Annotated in this window: 15 protein-coding genes; 5 read left to right on the top strand and 10 right to left on the bottom strand. The window is 48.2% G+C overall.

What is annotated here, in order from left to right; all coding sequences use genetic code 11:
- Positions 1 to 42: 42 nt before the first annotated feature.
- The 6 genes from cysG to MARGE09_RS14220 form a co-directional block, all read right to left on the bottom strand.
- Positions 43 to 1,422, bottom strand: a complete 1,380-nt coding sequence (gene cysG, locus MARGE09_RS14245) for a siroheme synthase CysG (RefSeq protein WP_236982937.1) — start codon at positions 1,420 to 1,422, stop codon at positions 43 to 45.
- Positions 1,422 to 2,699, bottom strand: a complete 1,278-nt coding sequence (gene serS, locus MARGE09_RS14240) for a serine--tRNA ligase (protein WP_236982935.1) — start codon at positions 2,697 to 2,699, stop codon at positions 1,422 to 1,424. The genes cysG and serS overlap by 1 nt, the downstream gene beginning before the upstream one ends.
- Before the next feature lie 55 nt (positions 2,700 to 2,754).
- Positions 2,755 to 3,141, bottom strand: coding sequence for a fluoride efflux transporter CrcB (gene crcB / locus MARGE09_RS14235; protein ID WP_236982933.1), 387 nt, complete (start codon positions 3,139 to 3,141; stop codon positions 2,755 to 2,757).
- A 2-nt stretch (positions 3,142 to 3,143) separates the two neighbouring features.
- Positions 3,144 to 4,490: a replication-associated recombination protein A gene (locus tag MARGE09_RS14230; RefSeq protein WP_236982931.1), complete on the bottom strand. Its 1,347-nt coding sequence runs from the start codon at positions 4,488 to 4,490 to the stop codon at positions 3,144 to 3,146.
- Complete coding sequence (gene lolA / locus MARGE09_RS14225; protein ID WP_236982929.1) at positions 4,483 to 5,199, bottom strand: outer membrane lipoprotein periplasmic chaperone LolA; 717 nt, start codon at positions 5,197 to 5,199, stop codon at positions 4,483 to 4,485. The genes MARGE09_RS14230 and lolA overlap by 8 nt, the downstream gene beginning before the upstream one ends.
- A 91-nt stretch (positions 5,200 to 5,290) precedes the next feature.
- On the bottom strand, positions 5,291 to 7,567 hold the full coding sequence (locus MARGE09_RS14220) for a DNA translocase FtsK (protein ID WP_236987377.1): 2,277 nt from the start codon (positions 7,565 to 7,567) through the stop codon (positions 5,291 to 5,293).
- Positions 7,568 to 7,947: 380 nt separating this feature from the next.
- On the opposite strand from MARGE09_RS14220, the gene trxB reads away from it, so the two are divergent.
- Genes trxB through MARGE09_RS14205 form a run of 3 tightly spaced genes read left to right on the top strand, consistent with a single transcriptional unit; the run spans position 7,948 to position 10,391 of the window.
- Complete coding sequence (gene trxB, locus MARGE09_RS14215; protein WP_236982927.1) at positions 7,948 to 8,892, top strand: thioredoxin-disulfide reductase; 945 nt, start codon at positions 7,948 to 7,950, stop codon at positions 8,890 to 8,892.
- 20 nt (positions 8,893 to 8,912) lie between these two features.
- Entirely contained in the window at positions 8,913 to 9,662 is a 750-nt protein-coding gene (gene aat, locus MARGE09_RS14210) for a leucyl/phenylalanyl-tRNA--protein transferase (RefSeq protein ID WP_236982925.1), read from the top strand.
- A 12-nt stretch (positions 9,663 to 9,674) separates the two neighbouring features.
- Positions 9,675 to 10,391 carry an arginyltransferase gene (locus tag MARGE09_RS14205; RefSeq protein WP_236982923.1) on the top strand — a complete coding sequence of 239 codons (717 nt, stop codon included), beginning with the start codon at positions 9,675 to 9,677 and terminating at the stop codon, positions 10,389 to 10,391.
- On the opposite strand, the gene secF is transcribed toward MARGE09_RS14205, so the two are convergent.
- The 4 genes from secF to queA form a co-directional block, all read right to left on the bottom strand.
- Complete coding sequence (gene secF / locus MARGE09_RS14200) at positions 10,388 to 11,308, bottom strand: protein translocase subunit SecF (RefSeq protein WP_236982921.1); 921 nt, start codon at positions 11,306 to 11,308, stop codon at positions 10,388 to 10,390. The two genes, MARGE09_RS14205 and secF, sit on opposite strands and share 4 nt — an antisense overlap.
- A gap of 22 nt (positions 11,309 to 11,330) precedes the next feature.
- Complete coding sequence (gene secD / locus MARGE09_RS14195; protein WP_236982919.1) at positions 11,331 to 13,220, bottom strand: protein translocase subunit SecD; 1,890 nt, start codon at positions 13,218 to 13,220, stop codon at positions 11,331 to 11,333.
- Between the two features lie 187 nt (positions 13,221 to 13,407).
- On the bottom strand, positions 13,408 to 14,553 hold the full coding sequence (tgt, locus tag MARGE09_RS14190; RefSeq protein WP_236987376.1) for a tRNA guanosine(34) transglycosylase Tgt: 1,146 nt from the start codon (positions 14,551 to 14,553) through the stop codon (positions 13,408 to 13,410).
- A gap of 8 nt (positions 14,554 to 14,561) precedes the next feature.
- Positions 14,562 to 15,626, bottom strand: coding sequence for a tRNA preQ1(34) S-adenosylmethionine ribosyltransferase-isomerase QueA (gene queA / locus MARGE09_RS14185; RefSeq protein WP_236982917.1), 1,065 nt, complete (start codon positions 15,624 to 15,626; stop codon positions 14,562 to 14,564).
- A gap of 256 nt (positions 15,627 to 15,882) precedes the next feature.
- Between queA and MARGE09_RS14180 the strand changes: the two genes are divergently transcribed.
- Both MARGE09_RS14180 and glf read left to right on the top strand, forming a co-directional pair.
- Positions 15,883 to 16,650 (top strand): glycosyltransferase family 25 protein, encoded by a 768-nt coding sequence (locus MARGE09_RS14180; protein ID WP_236982913.1) that lies wholly within the window; start codon positions 15,883 to 15,885, stop codon positions 16,648 to 16,650.
- Entirely contained in the window at positions 16,647 to 17,798 is a 1,152-nt protein-coding gene (glf, locus tag MARGE09_RS14175; protein ID WP_236982912.1) for a UDP-galactopyranose mutase, read from the top strand. The genes MARGE09_RS14180 and glf overlap by 4 nt, the downstream gene beginning before the upstream one ends.
- The last annotated feature ends 8 nt before the right edge of the window (positions 17,799 to 17,806 follow it).

The raw sequence follows: 17,806 nt of genomic DNA, 5'->3' as shown, positions 1-17,806 counted from the left end.
ACTTAACAACTTAAGCGCAACAAAGGAGGCTACATATTAGAACTATTGATCAAACCAATTAAGCTTAGAGTGTAAAGCTACGACCGAACCAATAATCAGTAGTGTAGGAGCATGAACCTCGGTATTTTTAACCAGCTCGGGCAAGGTTTCCAGATCGCCAATATGGACTTGGTGATTGGGCGTAGTCCCGCGCTCTATTAATGCCGCAGGCGTTTTGGGATCTTTGCCGGCACTTATAAGCTTTAAACAAATCTCCGGCAATGCGACTAGCCCCATATAAAAGACTAAGGTTTGGTTCGCACTGGCCATTTCATTGAAGGGCAAATCGCTAGAGCCTTCTTTAAGGTGCCCGGTTACAAAGCGAACCGATTGCGCATGATCGCGGTGTGTTAATGGAATGCCGGAATAAGCCGCGCAACCGCTAGCAGCTGTAATACCCGGCACCACCTGAAAAGGCACGTTATTATCGGCTAGTAACTCAATTTCCTCACCGCCACGACCAAAAATAAAAGGGTCCCCTCCTTTAAGGCGCAATACCCTTTTACCTTGTTTAGCCAAATCAACTAAGCGCTGGTTAATATCTTGCTGGGGCACAGCGTGAAGATCACGCTTTTTACCGACATAAATGCGCTCGGCGTCACGCCTTACCAACTCTAAAATGGGCTGACTCACAAGCCGATCATAAAGCACCACTTCGGCCTGCTGCATTAAGCGTAACGCTTTAAATGTGAGCAAATCCGGGTCGCCTGGGCCTGCGCCCACTAAGTACACCTCGCCTAAGGTATCATCACCAGCTTGGTCAATAGCTTGTGCCATCAGTTGTTCGGCTTTTTCAAGGTTATTGGCGAATACTTGCTCAGCTACTGGGCCTTGCAGTGTTTTTTCCCAAAACCTGCGGCGCTGCTCACCATCGGAAAAGCGTGCTTTAACCGCCTCGCGAAAGCGGCTGGCCAAACTGCCAAGCAAACCATAACGGCTAGGGAATATAGCTTCTAAACGGGAGCGAACCATGCGCGCCAATACAGGGGCCTCACCACCACTGGTAACACCAATAATTAATGGGCTTCTATCGACGATGGCCGGGGTGATAATGCTGCACAAGCTTGGATTGTCGACCACATTCACCGGTAACCGCAGGCGATGGCAATCACCCGCCACCTGCTCGTTGACAACATCGATATCCGTAGCGGATATGACCAATACCGCATCATCAAGATGGTGTTCGTTATACCGCTCGAACAAGCACTCGCCACCCGATTCAGCCACTAAGCTTTGTAGCTCTGGCCCAACACTCGGCGCCACAACGCGCAACCGTGCCCCAGCCTTAATCAGCAGCCGCGCTTTGCGTAAAGCAATAGTGCCGCCACCTACAATCAGGCAGCACTTGTTGTGCAAATCATGAAAAAAAGGAAAGTAACGCACTAGGCTTTAATCACCTCAAGCCCGCCCATGTAAGGGCGCAAAACTTCAGGCACAATAATTGAGCCATCGGCTTGTTGGTAATTTTCCATTACCGCCAAAAGTGTCCGACCAACCGCCAAACCAGAGCCATTAAGAGTGTGCAGCAAAGCTGGCTTGCCGGTTTCCGCACTGCGGTAACGCGCTTTCATACGTCGAGATTGGAAATCGCGGAAGTTACTGCACGATGAGATCTCGCGATACTTTTGCTGCGACGGCAACCAAACTTCTAAATCGTAAGTTTTAGCCGCAGAAAAGCCCATATCCCCAGCGCAAAGCGCCATTTTGCGATACGCAAGACCCAGTTTTTGCAGTATTGCCTCAGCATGCCCAGTTAAAGCTTCGAGGGTAGCATCGGAATCTTCTGGCTTTACGAACTGAACGAGCTCTACTTTTTCGAATTGATGCTGACGGATCATGCCACGTGTATCGCGACCATAACTACCGGCTTCCGAACGAAAACACGGTGTGTGTGCGCTATAGCGCAACGGCAAAGCGGACTCGTCGATAATCTCGCCACGCATTAGGTTAGTCACAGGCACTTCTGCTGTAGGGATTAAATAAAATTCACGATCGTCGGTCAACTTGAACAGATCTTCCTCAAATTTAGGCAGTTGACCTGTACCATATAAGGAATCGCGGTTAACCATATAAGGCACGTACACTTCTTCATAGCCGTGCTCAAGTGTATGGGTATTGAGCATAAACTGCGTCAAAGCCCGCTGCATTAACGCCAGCTGCCCTTTCAATACCGCAAAGCGGGAGCCCGTTAATTTACTGGCGGTATCAAAATCGAGCATCCCTAGCTTTTCACCCAAGTCCACATGATCAAGCGGCTCAAAGTCGAAAGATGGCACTTCGCCAACACGGCTGAGCTCGACGTTGTCGTCTTCTTTCAAACCTGCAGGCACGCTTTCATCGGGTACATTGGGCACCCCAGCTAACATCAGCTCAAGCTTTGCTTGAAGAGCCGACAGCTCGGCTTCGCTTTCTTGCAGTTGCGCCTTCATGGTGTCCACAGCGGCTAATAGCGGAGCAATATCTTGCCCCTGAGCCTTCGCCTTACCAATACTTTTAGCGCTAGCATTACGCTCTTGTTGTAGTGATTCACAATGCACCTGAAGCGTCTTGCGCTGCTCCTCTAGTGTTTGAATCGCAGCAACATCTAAGGAATAACCACGCGCAGCCAACTGCGTGGCCAAATGCTCTATATCGTTGCGAAAAAGTTTAGGATCTAACATAACGGCCTTAAATAATAATTGTTAATAGTGATTGCGCTGGCAGATGCAGAGGCGATTACCCCATCAAACGCATCGCAGTACCAGCAGCAGCAAAACCCAATGCAATTGCACATACACATGCCACAACACTCACGGCAAGGTAGGCAAGCGCCAATAGATGCGCATTGTGCTGAAGCAGGAGCCAAGCCTCAAGTGCAAAGCTTGAAAAGGTGGTCATAGCGCCTAAAAAACCTGCCAATAATAATGGTTTTACCGATAAAGGCAGGTGCGCCTGCTGAATCAAGTAAAAAAGCGCCCCCATAATGGCGCAGCCCAAGATGTTGGCAGTGAAAGAGGCAATAGGCCATTGACCCGGCACAAAAGGAAAAAGTAGCGCCAACGCATAACGCACACAAGCACCAGCGGCGCCGCCAGCGGCGACACTCAGAAATTGGATTACCATTTTTATTTCACCTTAGCATTAGTCGGTTGCACAGGCTCCGAAGAGGCCTTGCGGTCAAGTTCTGCTAGGTGAGCAAGTTTCTCGCCAATTTTAATTTCTAACCCACGCTCTACAGGCTGATAATACTGGCGCGCTTCCATTTCATCGGGGAAGTAGTGTTCACCGGCGGCATAGGCTTGCTCTTCGCTATGGGCATAGCGGTAGTCTCTTCCCATATCAAGCTGCTTCATTAGCTTTGTTGGCGCATTGCGCAAGTGATTAGGCACATCATAGCTCGGCTCGGCTTTTACATCGGCCATCACGGCCTTAAAAGCCATATAAACGGCGTTGCTTTTGGGCGCACAAGCTAGGTACACAACAGCCTGCGCAATGGCCAGTTCGCCCTCGGGGCTACCTAAGCGTGATTGAACGTCCCATGCATTCAATGCCAACTGCAGGCCTCGCGGGTCAGCATTACCAATATCCTCGCTCGCCATGCGTACGACGCGGCGGGCAACATACAGTGGGTCGCATCCGCCATCCAGCATTCGCGCCATCCAATAGAGTGCAGCATCGGGGTTAGAGCCCCGCACCGACTTATGCAATGCTGATATTTGCTCGTAAAAAACATCGCCGCCCTTATCGAAGCGACGTACATCATGAGAAGCTACAGCCTCGACAGTATCAGCAGTAATCACACCGCCATCGGTAACGAGGTCTCCAGCCAGCTCAAGTAAATTGAGCAACCTTCGGCCATCGCCGTCAGCGCATTGTATTAAGCGCTCACGCGCTTGCGCCTCTAGGGTTATCGCGCGCAACCCCAGCCCTTTTTCTTGCTGGCTTAACGCATTATCAGCCAAAGTGCTAAGGTTTTTCCCAGACAATGCTTTAAGCACATAGACACGACAACGCGATAGCAATGCGTTATTAACTTCAAACGATGGGTTTTCCGTTGTGGCGCCAACGAACACCACCGTTCCATCTTCAACATACGGTAAAAATGCATCTTGCTGGGACTTATTAAAACGGTGCACCTCATCAACAAACAACACCGTTTTTTGGCCGTGCAAATGAAACCGGCTTTTAGCATCTTCAGCAGCCTTGCGAATATCTTTTACGCCGGCCAATACCGCAGACATGCTCTGAAAGTAACCATCAACTAGCTCAGAAAAAAGCCGCGCTAACGTAGTTTTACCCACGCCTGGCGGCCCCCATAGGATCATCGAGTGCAATGCGCCTTGCCGCAAGGCCTCACCTAAGGGCTTGCCCTTATCCAGCAAATGATCTTGCCCTACATACTCCTCGAGCGTTCGTGGACGCATCCGCGATGCCAACGGCTGTGGAGCCTCCTGACTAAATAGGTCAGTCATTCATCAAAATATCCGTACCTTGAGGGGGATCAAAGCTGAAAAGGCTATCATCAACAGCCGTATTTGCCGTGGTTTTTTGCAATGTAATGCGTGTTACTTGCCCCAGCCGATCGGTTAAGGTGGCGACCTGCAATACGTCACCGGCAAAGTGCATTCCCAACTGCACAAAAGGTGCATTTGCTGTATCTAGCGGCGTCAAGGTAAAGCGCTCTTGTTCTTTATCGGTCGATTGCTCAATGTGATAACGCGCAGCCAAGTCAGCAATGCCACCACTGAGTAAATTAGCCGGGTTGTAAGGCATAGCATCTTGCTTAGTAATTGTTACTTGCTCTAAGTCTGGGTCGTACACCCAAACCGTTTCACCGTTACCAACCACAATTTGGGGGAAAGGTTCGCTGCTTTCCCAGTGGTAAAGACCTGGGCGCTTGAAAGTGAAGTCGCCGGTGGTTTCTTGTAATTGCTTGCCATCCTTAGCTTGCAGCGTTTGAGTAAATTGCCCTCGCAAGCTTTGCAAAGCGGATAAACGCTCAATAATGGCACTTCTAGCGGCAGAGTCTGCTGCAGTGGCTTTACTCGCCTCAGGTGCATTGATTGTTTGTGTTGTGTTAGCGGCTTGATCATCAGCAAAAGCGGCAGCCAACCCCGCCCCAGTTCCTATTGTAAAAATCGCAACGCTAGCCAATTGTTTAAATGACTTCTGTATTTGCATATTATTCCCAATGACATTTAAGTTATGTTGCGCCCCACTCTACAGACGCTGCTTTAACAGCGGCTGAATAATCTTATTTGGCGCTAAATCGTTATCTTGGCGGTGGCGGCGCTAATACTTCACGGCTGCCATTATGCCCCATAGCGGTAATGACACCCGATTCTTCCATTTGCTCGATTAAGCGGGCAGCACGATTGTAACCAATGCGCAATTTCCGCTGAACAGAAGAGATGCTTGCTTTTCGCGTTTCGGTAACAAACGCGACAGCCTCGTCATACAAAGGGTCCGACTCGCTATCACCACCGCTTTCACCCTCTTCACTAAAGCCTGGAACCACAACAGCATCTGTCGCCTCGCTGAATATTTCATCCAAATAATCAGGCTCACCGCGCTTTTTCCAGTCGGCAACCACAGCATGGACTTCGTGATCATCAACAAACGCACCGTGAACACGGACAGATAAACTCGTGCCAGGCGGCAGGTACAACATATCGCCATGACCCAGAAGTTGTTCGGCTCCGCCCTGATCTAGAATCGTACGGGAATCAATTTTAGACGACACTTGGAAGGCCATACGGGTAGGCACGTTGGCCTTAATTAAGCCTGTAATAACATCAACCGAGGGGCGCTGGGTTGCCAGTACCATGTGAATACCGGCCGCTCGCGCCTTTTGCGCAATGCGGGCAATCAACTGCTCTACTTTTTTGCCCACAATCATCATCATGTCGGCAAATTCGTCGATAACGACCACAATAAACGGCAATCGCTCAAGCTCCGGCGCCTCTTGCTCACCTATACCGGCTTCGTCAGGTAGCCATAATGGGTCTTTAATTGGCTCACCCGCTTTAATGGCATCGGCTACTTTTTTGTTATAACCCGCAAGGTTGCGCACCCCGAGCGCTGCCATCAATTTATAGCGCCGCTCCATCTCGCCCACACACCAGCGCAAGCCTGTCGCGGCATCTTTCATATCGGTAATAACTGGCGCCAGCAAGTGAGGAATGCCCTCGTAAACCGAAAGCTCCAACATTTTTGGGTCAACCAGTAATAGCCGAACATCTTCTGGCGTTGCTTTGTAAAGGATGCTCACAAGCATGGAGTTCACCCCTACCGACTTACCCGAGCCTGTTGTACCAGCCACTAGCAAGTGCGGCATTTTGGCTAAATCCGCAATAACCGGCTGACCGGAAATATCGTGCCCTAAAGCAAAGGTAAGTGGCGAACGTGATTTTTCGTAAAGGTTAGAGGCAATAACCTCGGACAAGCGCACCATCTCGCGCTCTTCGTTAGGGATTTCAATACCCACAACCGACTTGCCTTGAATCACTTCAACAACACGCACGCTAATCACCGCGAGCGAGCGAGCAATATCTTTCGCTAAGTTGGTGATTTTACTGGCTTTAACGCCTGGCGCAGGCTGAATCTCAAAGCGTGTAACAACAGGCCCTGGCAAGACTTCTACCACCTCAGCAACGATACCGAAATCTTTAAGCTTAAGTTCCAGCAGGCGCGACATAGCCTCTAGCGATTCATCAGAAAAGCCTTTTTTATCATTCTTCTGAACAGGTTCCAGCAGGCCAATAGCCGGCATTTCGCCTTGCACCGGCGAATCAAACAGTACCTGCTGCTTTTCTTTTTCGATGCGCGGGCTTAATTCCACTTTGGGCTTAGGTAGGCTAATGGTTGGGGCTTTGCGCTCTTGGGTTTGCTTAACCTGTTTCTCCACCGCGATTTGCCGTTTTATCACGGTTTCTTTAACTGCTTTTTTCTCTAGCCGGCGAAAGCGCCTGCGTTCGAGGTAATCTCGAAGACGCCGGTACGAAGACAAAATCCCAGCGCCAATCGCATCCATGACTTTTAGCCAAGAAATATCCACAAAAATGGTCAAGCCAAACAGGAATAAGCTCACCAACATTAACGAGCCTCCAATCACCCCAAAGGCGGAATCGACAGAATTCGCAATGGAAACCCCTAAAGCCCCGCCTACTGAAAGCGGCAAGGACACTGAGGCTTCACCTTGGTAATGAACGGCCATGCCTGTAGCCGACACCATAACCAAGCACAGCCCCACAAACCGTAAACCCAGTACGATGGGGTCAAAAGAGTTTGATTGTCTGTCGCGCATAACGCACCAACCTTGGTAGGCCAGCATAATAGGAAACAAATACGCCATATAACCAAATAGCGTAAAAGCCACGTCGGCCAGCCATGCACCAGCTGGGCCACCAGCATTGGCGACGCCGGTATTTGTGCCAGTATTGGACCAACCGGGATCAAAAGGGTCGAAAGTGGCTAGCGCCAATGTTAGGAAGCCACAGGCTGCTGCCAGCGCAATCAGCAAGCCTTCTTTCAGAATGATCGACATCATACTGCTGCTTTTGGTTGGCTCAGGCGGCCTCGACTGCTCGCGTTGCCGCGCTCGGGGCCTGCGGCTAGGCTTATCCACTACAGGGGGCTCGTCATTAATGGGGTTATCTATATTGCTTTCACTCACAAAGTGCCTCGGCGTTAAATTGACGCATTTGAAATATTCTACTGGAATAAAAGCACAAACAAACCAAACTTTCCGCTAAGATTTCAATCTCACAAGTAAAGCACGATAATGAATGCATAACGAACTCATGGCGAAAGGGGTAATTTTCACTTAATATGTCCACCCTTTTTACAAATATAATAAGGTCGTACTTGATATTACCTTATATAACACTAATAACATTGAACCTATCAAACTGAAATTAGGATGTAGCTATGACTGACTCTCAGCACCGTCGCCTTATTATTTTGGGCTCTGGCCCTGCTGGTTACACCGCAGCCATCTACGCGGCTCGCGCAAACCTAAACCCATGCCTAATTACCGGTATGCAACAGGGCGGTCAGCTCACAACCACCACCGAAGTTGAAAACTGGCCCGGCGGCGTTCACGACCTGCAAGGCCCTGATTTGATGGTTCAAATGCAACAACATGCCGAGCGTTTCGATACTGAAATGATTTTTGACCACATCAGCGATGTAGACCTTAGCAGCCGCCCTTTTAAACTAAAAGGCTCTAGCGAATACACCTGTGATGCACTCATTATTTGTACTGGCGCTTCGGCACAGTATTTAGGCCTTCCCTCTGAAGAAGCCTTCCAAGGCAAGGGCGTAAGTGCTTGCGCGACTTGCGATGGTTTTTTCTATCGCGACCAAAAAGTCATTGTTGTTGGCGGTGGTAATACAGCCGTTGAAGAGGCGCTGTACCTGTCTAACATCGCGAAAGAAGTCGTCCTTGTTCACCGTCGCGATTCGTTAAAATCCGAAAAGATTTTGCAAGACCGTCTATTTGAAAAAGAGAAAAACGGCAATGTGACCATCATGTGGAATCACCAGCTTGAAGAGGTGTTAGGTGACGACGCAGGCGTTAACGGTGCGCGGCTAAAAAACACCCTAGATGGCACCACGACAGATGTTGATGTTAACGGTGTGTTTATTGCCATTGGCCATAAACCCAACACTGATATGTTTGAAGGCCAGCTAGAAATGCATAACGGCTACCTTGTAGTTAAAAGCGGACTAGCAGGTAACGCAACACAAACTAGTGTTGAGGGCGTATATGCCGCTGGTGATGTTGCCGACCACATTTACCGTCAGGCCATTACTTCAGCAGGCTCAGGTTGTATGGCTGCACTTGATGCCGAGAAATTCCTCGACAACTAATCCCCCTGTAGTTGTAACTAATGATGATGCAGCCGGTGTGGCTAGGCGAGGACCCAACGCTATTCCCCCCTACCACGCTGGCTCTTACAGACCCTAATGGCTTGCTCGCTATTGGCGGCGATCTTTCCCCTACACGCTTAATTTCGGCTTATTCGAAGGGCATCTTCCCTTGGTTTGACGACGATCAACCCATTCTTTGGTGGTCACCAGAGCCGCGCATGGTATTTACACCAGGCCATGTACATCAAAGCAAAAGCCTAAAAAAGCACCTCAGAAAACACCCCTGCACTGTCACGATCAATTGTGACTTCGAGTCTGTTATTGCCCACTGTCGGCAACCTAGGGTTCAGCAACAAGGCACCTGGATCACCGACGAGATGATGGAAGCCTACATAGAGCTTCACTACCAAGGTTTTGCCCATTCGATTGAAACCCGAGCAGATGATGGCCGCTTAATTGGCGGGCTTTATGGTGTAGGCATTGGCGCTGTGTTTTTTGGTGAAAGCATGTTCAGTCTTCAGAGTAACGCTTCTAAAATTGCCATTAGTCAATTTTCACACTGGGCTCAAGCACAGGGTTTTGCACTGATAGACTGCCAAGTCGAAAACCCCCACTTGCAAACGCTCGGTGGCAGCTTAATGCCTCGAAAAGCCTTTGAGGAAATCTTGCAACAACACACAACCAGCAAAATGGATCACTTTAAAAAACTGTGGCAAACTCACTCTGGCAACGCCATTTTTAGCAACATAGAGACATCGAATACCGCATAGGACTAGCACACAGTGAGTGACCTTTCAGACCTCAAGCTGTTCACAACAGGTGAGCACGATTGCAGCTATTTAAGCGAGCAAAAAGCCACAACACTTTTTGTAGACCCCACGGCCGCAATAGATAGCGACCTTTACAGCGCACTATCGCAACTCGGATTTAGACGCAGCGGCGGCAATATTTACCGACCACACTGCCACGATTGCTCAGCCTGCATCTCTGTTCGCGTACCGGTGCACAGCTTTATTCCATCACGCAATCAAAAACGGTGCCTGAAGCTCAATAGTGATTTAGATATTGAAGCAACACAACTGCCCAACATGGACGAGCACTACTCGCTGTACGAGCACTACATTGAGGTTCGGCATAACGATGGTGACATGCACCCACCTAGCCGGCAGCAATATCTCGACTTTTTAAACAACCCACTTGGCTGCACCGACTATATTGAATTTAGGGAAAAGGGTGTTCTGATTGGCTGCGCCGTAAGCGATCGACTCGATAATGGGCTATCGGCGATTTACACCTACTTCTGCCCACAACAAACCGCCCGAAGCCTAGGGCGGTTTGCAATACTTTACCAAATAGAGCGAGCGCGACTTTTTAACCTGCCCTACCTTTACTTGGGTTACTGGATAAGAAACTGCGAGAAAATGAATTACAAAAGCCAATATAAGCCACTGCAGTTGCTAATCAACCAACAGTGGATTACAACAAATTCTATCGATTAAGGCAGCTCCTCTAACTCCTCACCCTCCACTTCTACTTTGGGCGGCATTAAATCTTCTTGCGTAACCTTCATGGCCAATAAAATTGCTGAAGCAACGTAAATTGATGAATAGGTTCCCACGCCAACACCAATCAATAAGGCAGTAGCAAAGTTGTGTATCATCTCGCCGCCCACAAAAAATAGCGCAAGCAATACAACAATGGTTGTTCCCGACGTCATCAAGGTACGACCTAGAGTTTGCGTTAAGGAATAATTAACAATTTCAACGACTGACATATCACGCACAATCCGGAAGTTTTCCCGTATCCGGTCATAAACCACGATAGTATCGTTAAGCGAATACCCAATTACAGCCAATATGGCAGCAAGAACGGTCAAATCAAAATCTAACTGAAATAAAGAGAAGATACCTAAAACAATAATGACATCGTGAACCAAAGCGGCCACCGCACCAACAGAAAACTTAAACTGGAAGCGCAATGCAACGTAAACCATCACAACAGCCAAGGCAAACAACATACCTAAACCGCCATCATCACGTAGCTCTTCGCCTATTTGCGGCCCAATAAAAGATGCCTGCTTAACGATAACATCATGATCACCGACATTTAAAACCTGCGTTACTTCGTCCGCTAGGTTTTCAGCATTGCCTTGAATACGCACCATTACATCGGTATCTGCGCCATAGGCAACAACAACTGCGCTTGAATAACCAGCATCCACTAATTGCGAACGCACGTCCTCCAAGTTGGGGGCTTTGGCGTATTCCAACTCAATAGATGTACCGCCTGTGAAATCTAAGCCTAAATTTAAGCCATTGATAAATAAAGAACCAATAGATACAACAATCAGAAGCAGCGAGGAAATTGCCGCTACTCGGCCATAGGCCATGAAATTTATATTTTTACGATCGCTCATATGTGACTCCGTATTAAAAGCGTTATATCGATACTTTGGTAATTTGGCGGCCGCCGTAAATAAGATTAACTACAGCGCGAGTCACCACAATGGCAGTAAACATCGAGGTTAAAATACCGATGGACAAGGTCACAGCAAAACCCTTGACAGGGCCAGAGCCAATCCCGAATAAAATTAACGCAACAATCAATGTTGTAATGTTGGCATCTAAAATGGTGGTAAATGCCCGATCAAAACCTGCATTAATTGCGCTTTGTGGAGGCATACCAGCTTTAAGCTCTTCTTTAATCCTAGAGAAAATAAGCACATTAGCATCGACCGCCATACCCACGGTTAATACAATCCCCGCTAAACCCGGCAATGTTAAGGTGGCAAACGGGCTCATAATGGCAGCAATCAGTGCTACGTTAAAAGCCAAAGCAACATTGGCAGCAATGCCGAATATGCGGTAGTAAAGCAGCATAATAACGACGACCAAAATCATACCAAGCTTTATCGATTTAACACCAAGCTCAATATTTTCAGCACCTAACGATGGGCCGATCGTGCGCTCTTCGACAAAAACCATTGGCGCAGCCAGCGAACCTGCGCGCAGCAAAAGCGCCAATTCGCCCGCTTCGGCCTCACTCAAACCCGTGGTTCTAAACTCACGACCCAGGGCACTTTGAACGGTCGCTAAACTAATAATATTTTTAACAGGAATTTGCTCAACAACTTGGCGCTCGGTACCATCAGGATCTTTTACAAAACGGCTACTTGGGCGATATTCGATAAACAAAACACCTAACCTGCGCCCTACATTATTACGCGTAGCCCGGTGCATAGCCGCACCACCTTCAGCATCTAGCGAAATATTCACTTGCGGCTGGCTAGTATCTGGGTCGAAGCCTCGCGTCGCATTAGTAACACGCTCCCCGGTAATAATAGGACGACGCTCTAAGTAAGAGCCGCCAGTACGCGCTTGCATATCTTCTTGGCGGTGATCAAACTTCTGACGCTGACTAAAGCCAGCATCTGGGCGCGCCTCTAAACGAAACTCCAAATTTGCTGTTTTACCAATCACCTTTTTTGCCCGAGCCGTATCTTGAACACCAGGCAGCTCAACAATAATACGGTTGCGCCCCAAGCGCTGAACCAAAGGCTCCGCAACACCCAATTCATTCACTCGATTGCGCAGTGTTGTTAGGTTTTGAGTAACCGCATGATCTTCAATTTCACGGATAGATTCTTCTGTTAATTTTGCCGTTACGGTAAAAACACCACCCTCGCTAAGCGATTTACGCTGCATTTGCGGTAATTCTTCTTTTATAATTTCAGACAACTGAAGTTGCGCAGCTTCATCAGGCACTGTTACCACGAGCAAACCTTTATCAATTTTCGTTTGCACGTTAAAAATACGCGCCTTACGAACGGCTTTTTTAACGACTTCTTCGCTGTCTTCTAAACGATCATTAACAGCTTTAGGGGTATCAACCTCCAAGACAAAATGCACACCGCCGGCCAAATCTAAGCCTAAATTCATAGGGCTAGCACCCAAATCACGTAACCATTGCGGCGTTGTTTGGGCACTGTTTAAGGCAACAATGTATTTATCACCCTCCCCTTTGCGAGCATTTTTACGATTGATGGCATCTTCAATCGCGCGCTGCGCTTTAAGCTGATCTTCTAATGCGACCAAACGAATCAGCGCAGATCCATTACCTTCTAATACCGCACTTTTATATTCTATATCCTCGGCGGTTAGTGCTTGTTTTACTAACTTGAGCGCTTTTTCATCAACCTGAAGATCAGCAGAGTAACCGCTGATTTGCACCGCTGGGTCGGGCGCATATAAATTCGGTAACGCGTAAACAATGCCAAGCCCCAAAACAACAAGGAGAAGCAAGTACTTCCATAATGGATAACGATTCATGAGAGAGTCCAATGTATTTAATTCTTTAGCTGGCTAGCCATTGCCTGGCGCCGAACAAACTATCAAAACTAGGCGCGTGATTATAACCACTTGGCGTTGAATGTGTTGTTTATGGGGGGCAAAGTCTAGAGTTCAAGCTGTATCTAGCGCACCAAGCCCCATTTTGAGCCACAAAACACATCCGCTACTAGCCGTTAATCGCCTCTAAAGCAGGCACTTCGCGCCCTTGCCTGGCATAAAATTCGGCCACAAAGGCCTCAAGCGCGTTGCGCGAAATCGCATCGCGCAGATCGCTCATCAGATTTTGATAGAAACGCAAGTTGTGAATGGTGTTCAGTTGCGCGCCTAATATTTCCCCACATTTGTCTAGGTGATGCAGGTAGCTTCGGCTGAAATTTTTACACGTGTAACAATCGCATTGGCTATCCAGCGCAGCGGTATCGTGCCGGTGTTTTGCATTGCGGATCTTTATAACACCCTCTTGAGTAAATAAATGTCCATTTCGGGCATTACGCGTTGGCATAACGCAATCAAACATATCAATACCGCGACGAACAGCCTCCACGATATCTTCTGGCTTACCAACCCCCATCAAATAACGAGGCTTGTCCTTAGGCATAACTGGGCCCAAATGGTCTAACACTCTAACCATATCCTCTTTGGGTTCGCCAACGCTAAGGCCACCAATGGCATAGCCATCAAAGCCGATTTCCTCCAGCCCCTGCAAAGACTCCGAACGCAAATGCTCATACATGCCGCCCTGCACAATACCAAAAAGTGCACTTGGGTTATTACCATGCGCCTCTTTACTGCGCTTAGCCCAGCGTAAAGATAAAGCCATCGAATCACGAGCTTCCTTTTCTGACGCGGGGTACGGCGTACACTCGTCAAAAATCATGACGATATCGCTGCCCAAATCACGCTGCACTTGCATGGCAATTTCAGGGTTTAGCTCTACCTTACTGCCATCGATAGGCGATTTAAAAACAACACCCTCTTCGGTAATTTTGCGCATAGCCCCAAGGCTGAACACCTGAAAGCCTCCAGAATCGGTCAATATTGGTTTATCCCACTGCATGAAATCGTGTAAATCACCATGGGCTTTTACCACCTCTGTACCTGGGCGCAACATCAAATGGAAAGTGTTACCCAGCAAAATATGTGCGCCGGTTGCCTCAATATCGGCAGGCGTCATCCCCTTCACTGTTCCGTATGTGCCAACAGGCATAAACGCTGGTGTCTCTACAACACCACGAGGAAATTTAAGCCGCCCTCGTCGCGCACGGGCATTGTGTTCTGGGGCATCACTTGTTTCATCAAGCTCAAACTGCATAAAAGACATTAATATGGCCCCTGTTCTTCGGCGTTGGGGTTTTTAGTGATGAACATGGCATCACCATAACTAAAAAATCGGTATTGCTGCTCAACAGCATGCCGATAGGCATTTTTAACGAAGTCGTAACCAGCAAACGCCGATATCAGCATTAACAACGTCGATTCTGGTAAATGAAAGTTAGTAATCAAGGCATCAATCACTCGAAACTGATAGCCTGGGTAAATAAAAATATCGGTATCGCCCGTAAAAGGCTGTATTTCACCACTTTGTGATGCCGTTTCTAGGCAACGCACACTAGTCGTACCAACAGCAACCACGCGGCCACCGCGAGCCTTAGTATCTTTTACCGCTTGGCAGGTTGCTTCATCAACCACCATGTATTCCGCGTGCATGTGGTGATCTTCAATATTGCTTACCCGTACAGGCTGGAAAGTGCCTGCCCCTACGTGCAAAGTTACAAAGGCTATATTCACGCCTTTTGCCTTGATGGCATCAAGCAGCGCGTCATCAAAGTGCAAGCCCGCCGTAGGGGCTGCGACAGCCCCTTTGTGCTCGTTATAAACCGTTTGATAGCGCTCTTTGTCTTCTTCTACATCGGCACGGTCAATATAAGGCGGCAAAGGCATATGGCCAATCCGTTCAAGAACAGCAATTACCGGGTCCTCAGCCGGAAAGTCGACAATAAAAAGATCTCCCTCGCGGCCTACAACCATGATATCCACTTGCTCACCACTATCACCATGCAGCACAAGCTGCGCACCAGCTTTAGGCGACTTACTGGAGCGAATATGCGCAAGTACTTGTGTTGCGCTAACAAGCCGCTCAACAAGCATCTCGATTTTGCCGCCGGTTGATTTGGCACCAAAGACACGAGCAGGAATGACTCGCGTATTGTTAAAGACCATTAAATCGCCAGTATTCAACCCTGCTAACAAGTCAGGGAAGTGTAAGTCTTCGAGCTTGCCTGTCAGCCCCTCAAGGGACAAAAGCCTGCTACCAGTACGCTGCGTTGCAGGTGTTTTGGCGATCAAGTGCTCGGGTAAGTGATAATCGAAGTCAGATAATTGCATAAATCAGTAATTCAAAATCATACGCGCCGCAACACAACGGAAAAAGCACGCTTAAAAAACGGAGCGCAAGGGTAGCCGAAAACGCAAGCTGTAGCCAGCCGCTTAGCTCTGATATAATTGCTGCGCACCGTCAAAACGGGCAATATTGAGCTTTAAAGCGGCTCAATTACGCCAACCAAGATACGCACCAACGCATTGCCATATTCATTCCAACCAATATCGCAACCGAATTTAATTCACAGGCATTCCTTACGATATGCAAAGCAGCACAGCTTCTTATTCAGCGCCGCTTATTTATGTCATCAACTTACCCGAGGCTACGCAACGTCGCGCTCACGTAGCGAGCCGACTCAAAAATGCCGCATTGAACCACGAGATGGTCTGCGGGGTAAAAGGCTCAGAGCTATCGCCAGAGGAAATTAGCCAAGCTTACGATAGCCGCGCCAATACAAAACATTACAGGCGAGCACTATCAATTGGCGAAATAGGCTGTTACTTAAGTCACCGTCAATGCTGGCAAAAGCTACTCAGCAGCCAACATAAATGGGCCGTGATACTAGAAGATGATATTGAGATAAAAGCGCAGCTAACCAGCCTGCTTTACGCCATCCCCAAAAGCATTAATTGCGACATTGTTAAACTCAGTGATGACAGCCACTGCAAAACCATAGCCCATAAAACATTACCACCGGATTTCGAATGGGTTACCTACAAACGCATTCCCAACTGCACAACCGGCTATATCATTACCCGGAGCGGGGCACAAAAGCTCTTATCCAGAACTAAAATTTATCGCCCTATCGATATAGACATGCAGTTTCATAATGAGCTTAACCTCAAAGTTTGCGGCATTAAACCTTACCCCATCTGGCCCAGCACACACTTTGAAAGCCATATTGACGCACAAGGTAGAGGAGGCTCAAGAAAAACCTTCACCTGGCCTTGGCGCAACTGGCAATATCGACTCCAACTTTTTTGGCAGCGCACTAAGCCATCCATGAATATCGAGACTATTGATCAATGAGCAACATTATTGGCATTGCCGGTGCTGGCTTTTCAGGCGCCGTGATTGCACGAGAATTGGCCGAAGCCGGCTATAGCGTAGAAGTCCACGAGACCCGCCAACATGTTGCGGGCAACTGTTTTACCGAGCGCGATACAGAAACAGGCGTAATGCTTCACAAGTACGGCCCGCATATATTCCATACAGACAAACCTCATGTCTGGGAATATTTAAAAAAGCACACAGAGTTTATGCCATACACCAATCGCGTAAAGGCCACCACCGGCGGCAAGGTATACTCCCTACCAATAAACCTATTAACAATTAATCAGCTATTCGAGCAAACCTTATCCCCAAAAGACGCCGAAACATTTATTGCCAATCAAGCTGACAAAACTATAGGGGAAGCAGAAACCTTCGAACAACAGGCACTTAAATTTGTAGGGCCAACACTATACGAAGCGTTTTTCAAACACTACACGATAAAGCAATGGGGGGTTTCGCCCGCATCCTTACCGGCGAGTATTTTAAAGCGCTTACCTGTGCGCTTTAATTACGACGACAACTATTTTAGCCACCCGTTCCAAGGCATGCCAAAGCACGGTTATACGCCAATAGTTCAATCACTGTTAGATCACGCCAATATCAGCGTGCATTTGGACAGCACCATTTCGAAAGACGACATTAAAAAATACTCGCATGTTTTTTATGCCGGCCCGCTAGACGGTTATTTTGGTTACTCACTGGGGCGACTGGGCTATCGCACACTCGACTTTAAAGAATTTAGGGATACAGGCGATGCCCAGGGCTGTGCGGTAATGAATTATTGCGACAACACGAAACCTTACACGCGCATTACCGAGCACAAACATTTTGCCCCCTGGGAAGATCACGAAAATACCGTATGCTACGAAGAATACTCGCGCGACGCCCAACCGGAAGACCCGCCCTACTACCCTATTCGCCTTATGGACGAAAAAACACTCTTAACCCAATATGTAAACCTTGCCAACAAAGAGAGCGGAATCACCTTCGTTGGACGTCTAGGCACATATCGTTACCTCGATATGGATGTCACCATCGATGAAGCACTGCAAACCGCCAAACAATTCTTGGCGACCCAAAACAACCAACAGGAAATGCCGAGCTTTAGCATTTCACCGGTTTAAGCTGTCAA

It is taken from the genome of Marinagarivorans cellulosilyticus (assembly GCF_021655555.1).
Classification (GTDB): domain Bacteria; phylum Pseudomonadota; class Gammaproteobacteria; order Pseudomonadales; family Cellvibrionaceae; genus Marinagarivorans; species Marinagarivorans cellulosilyticus.
This window is presented reverse-complemented; position numbering and strand designations above follow the sequence as displayed.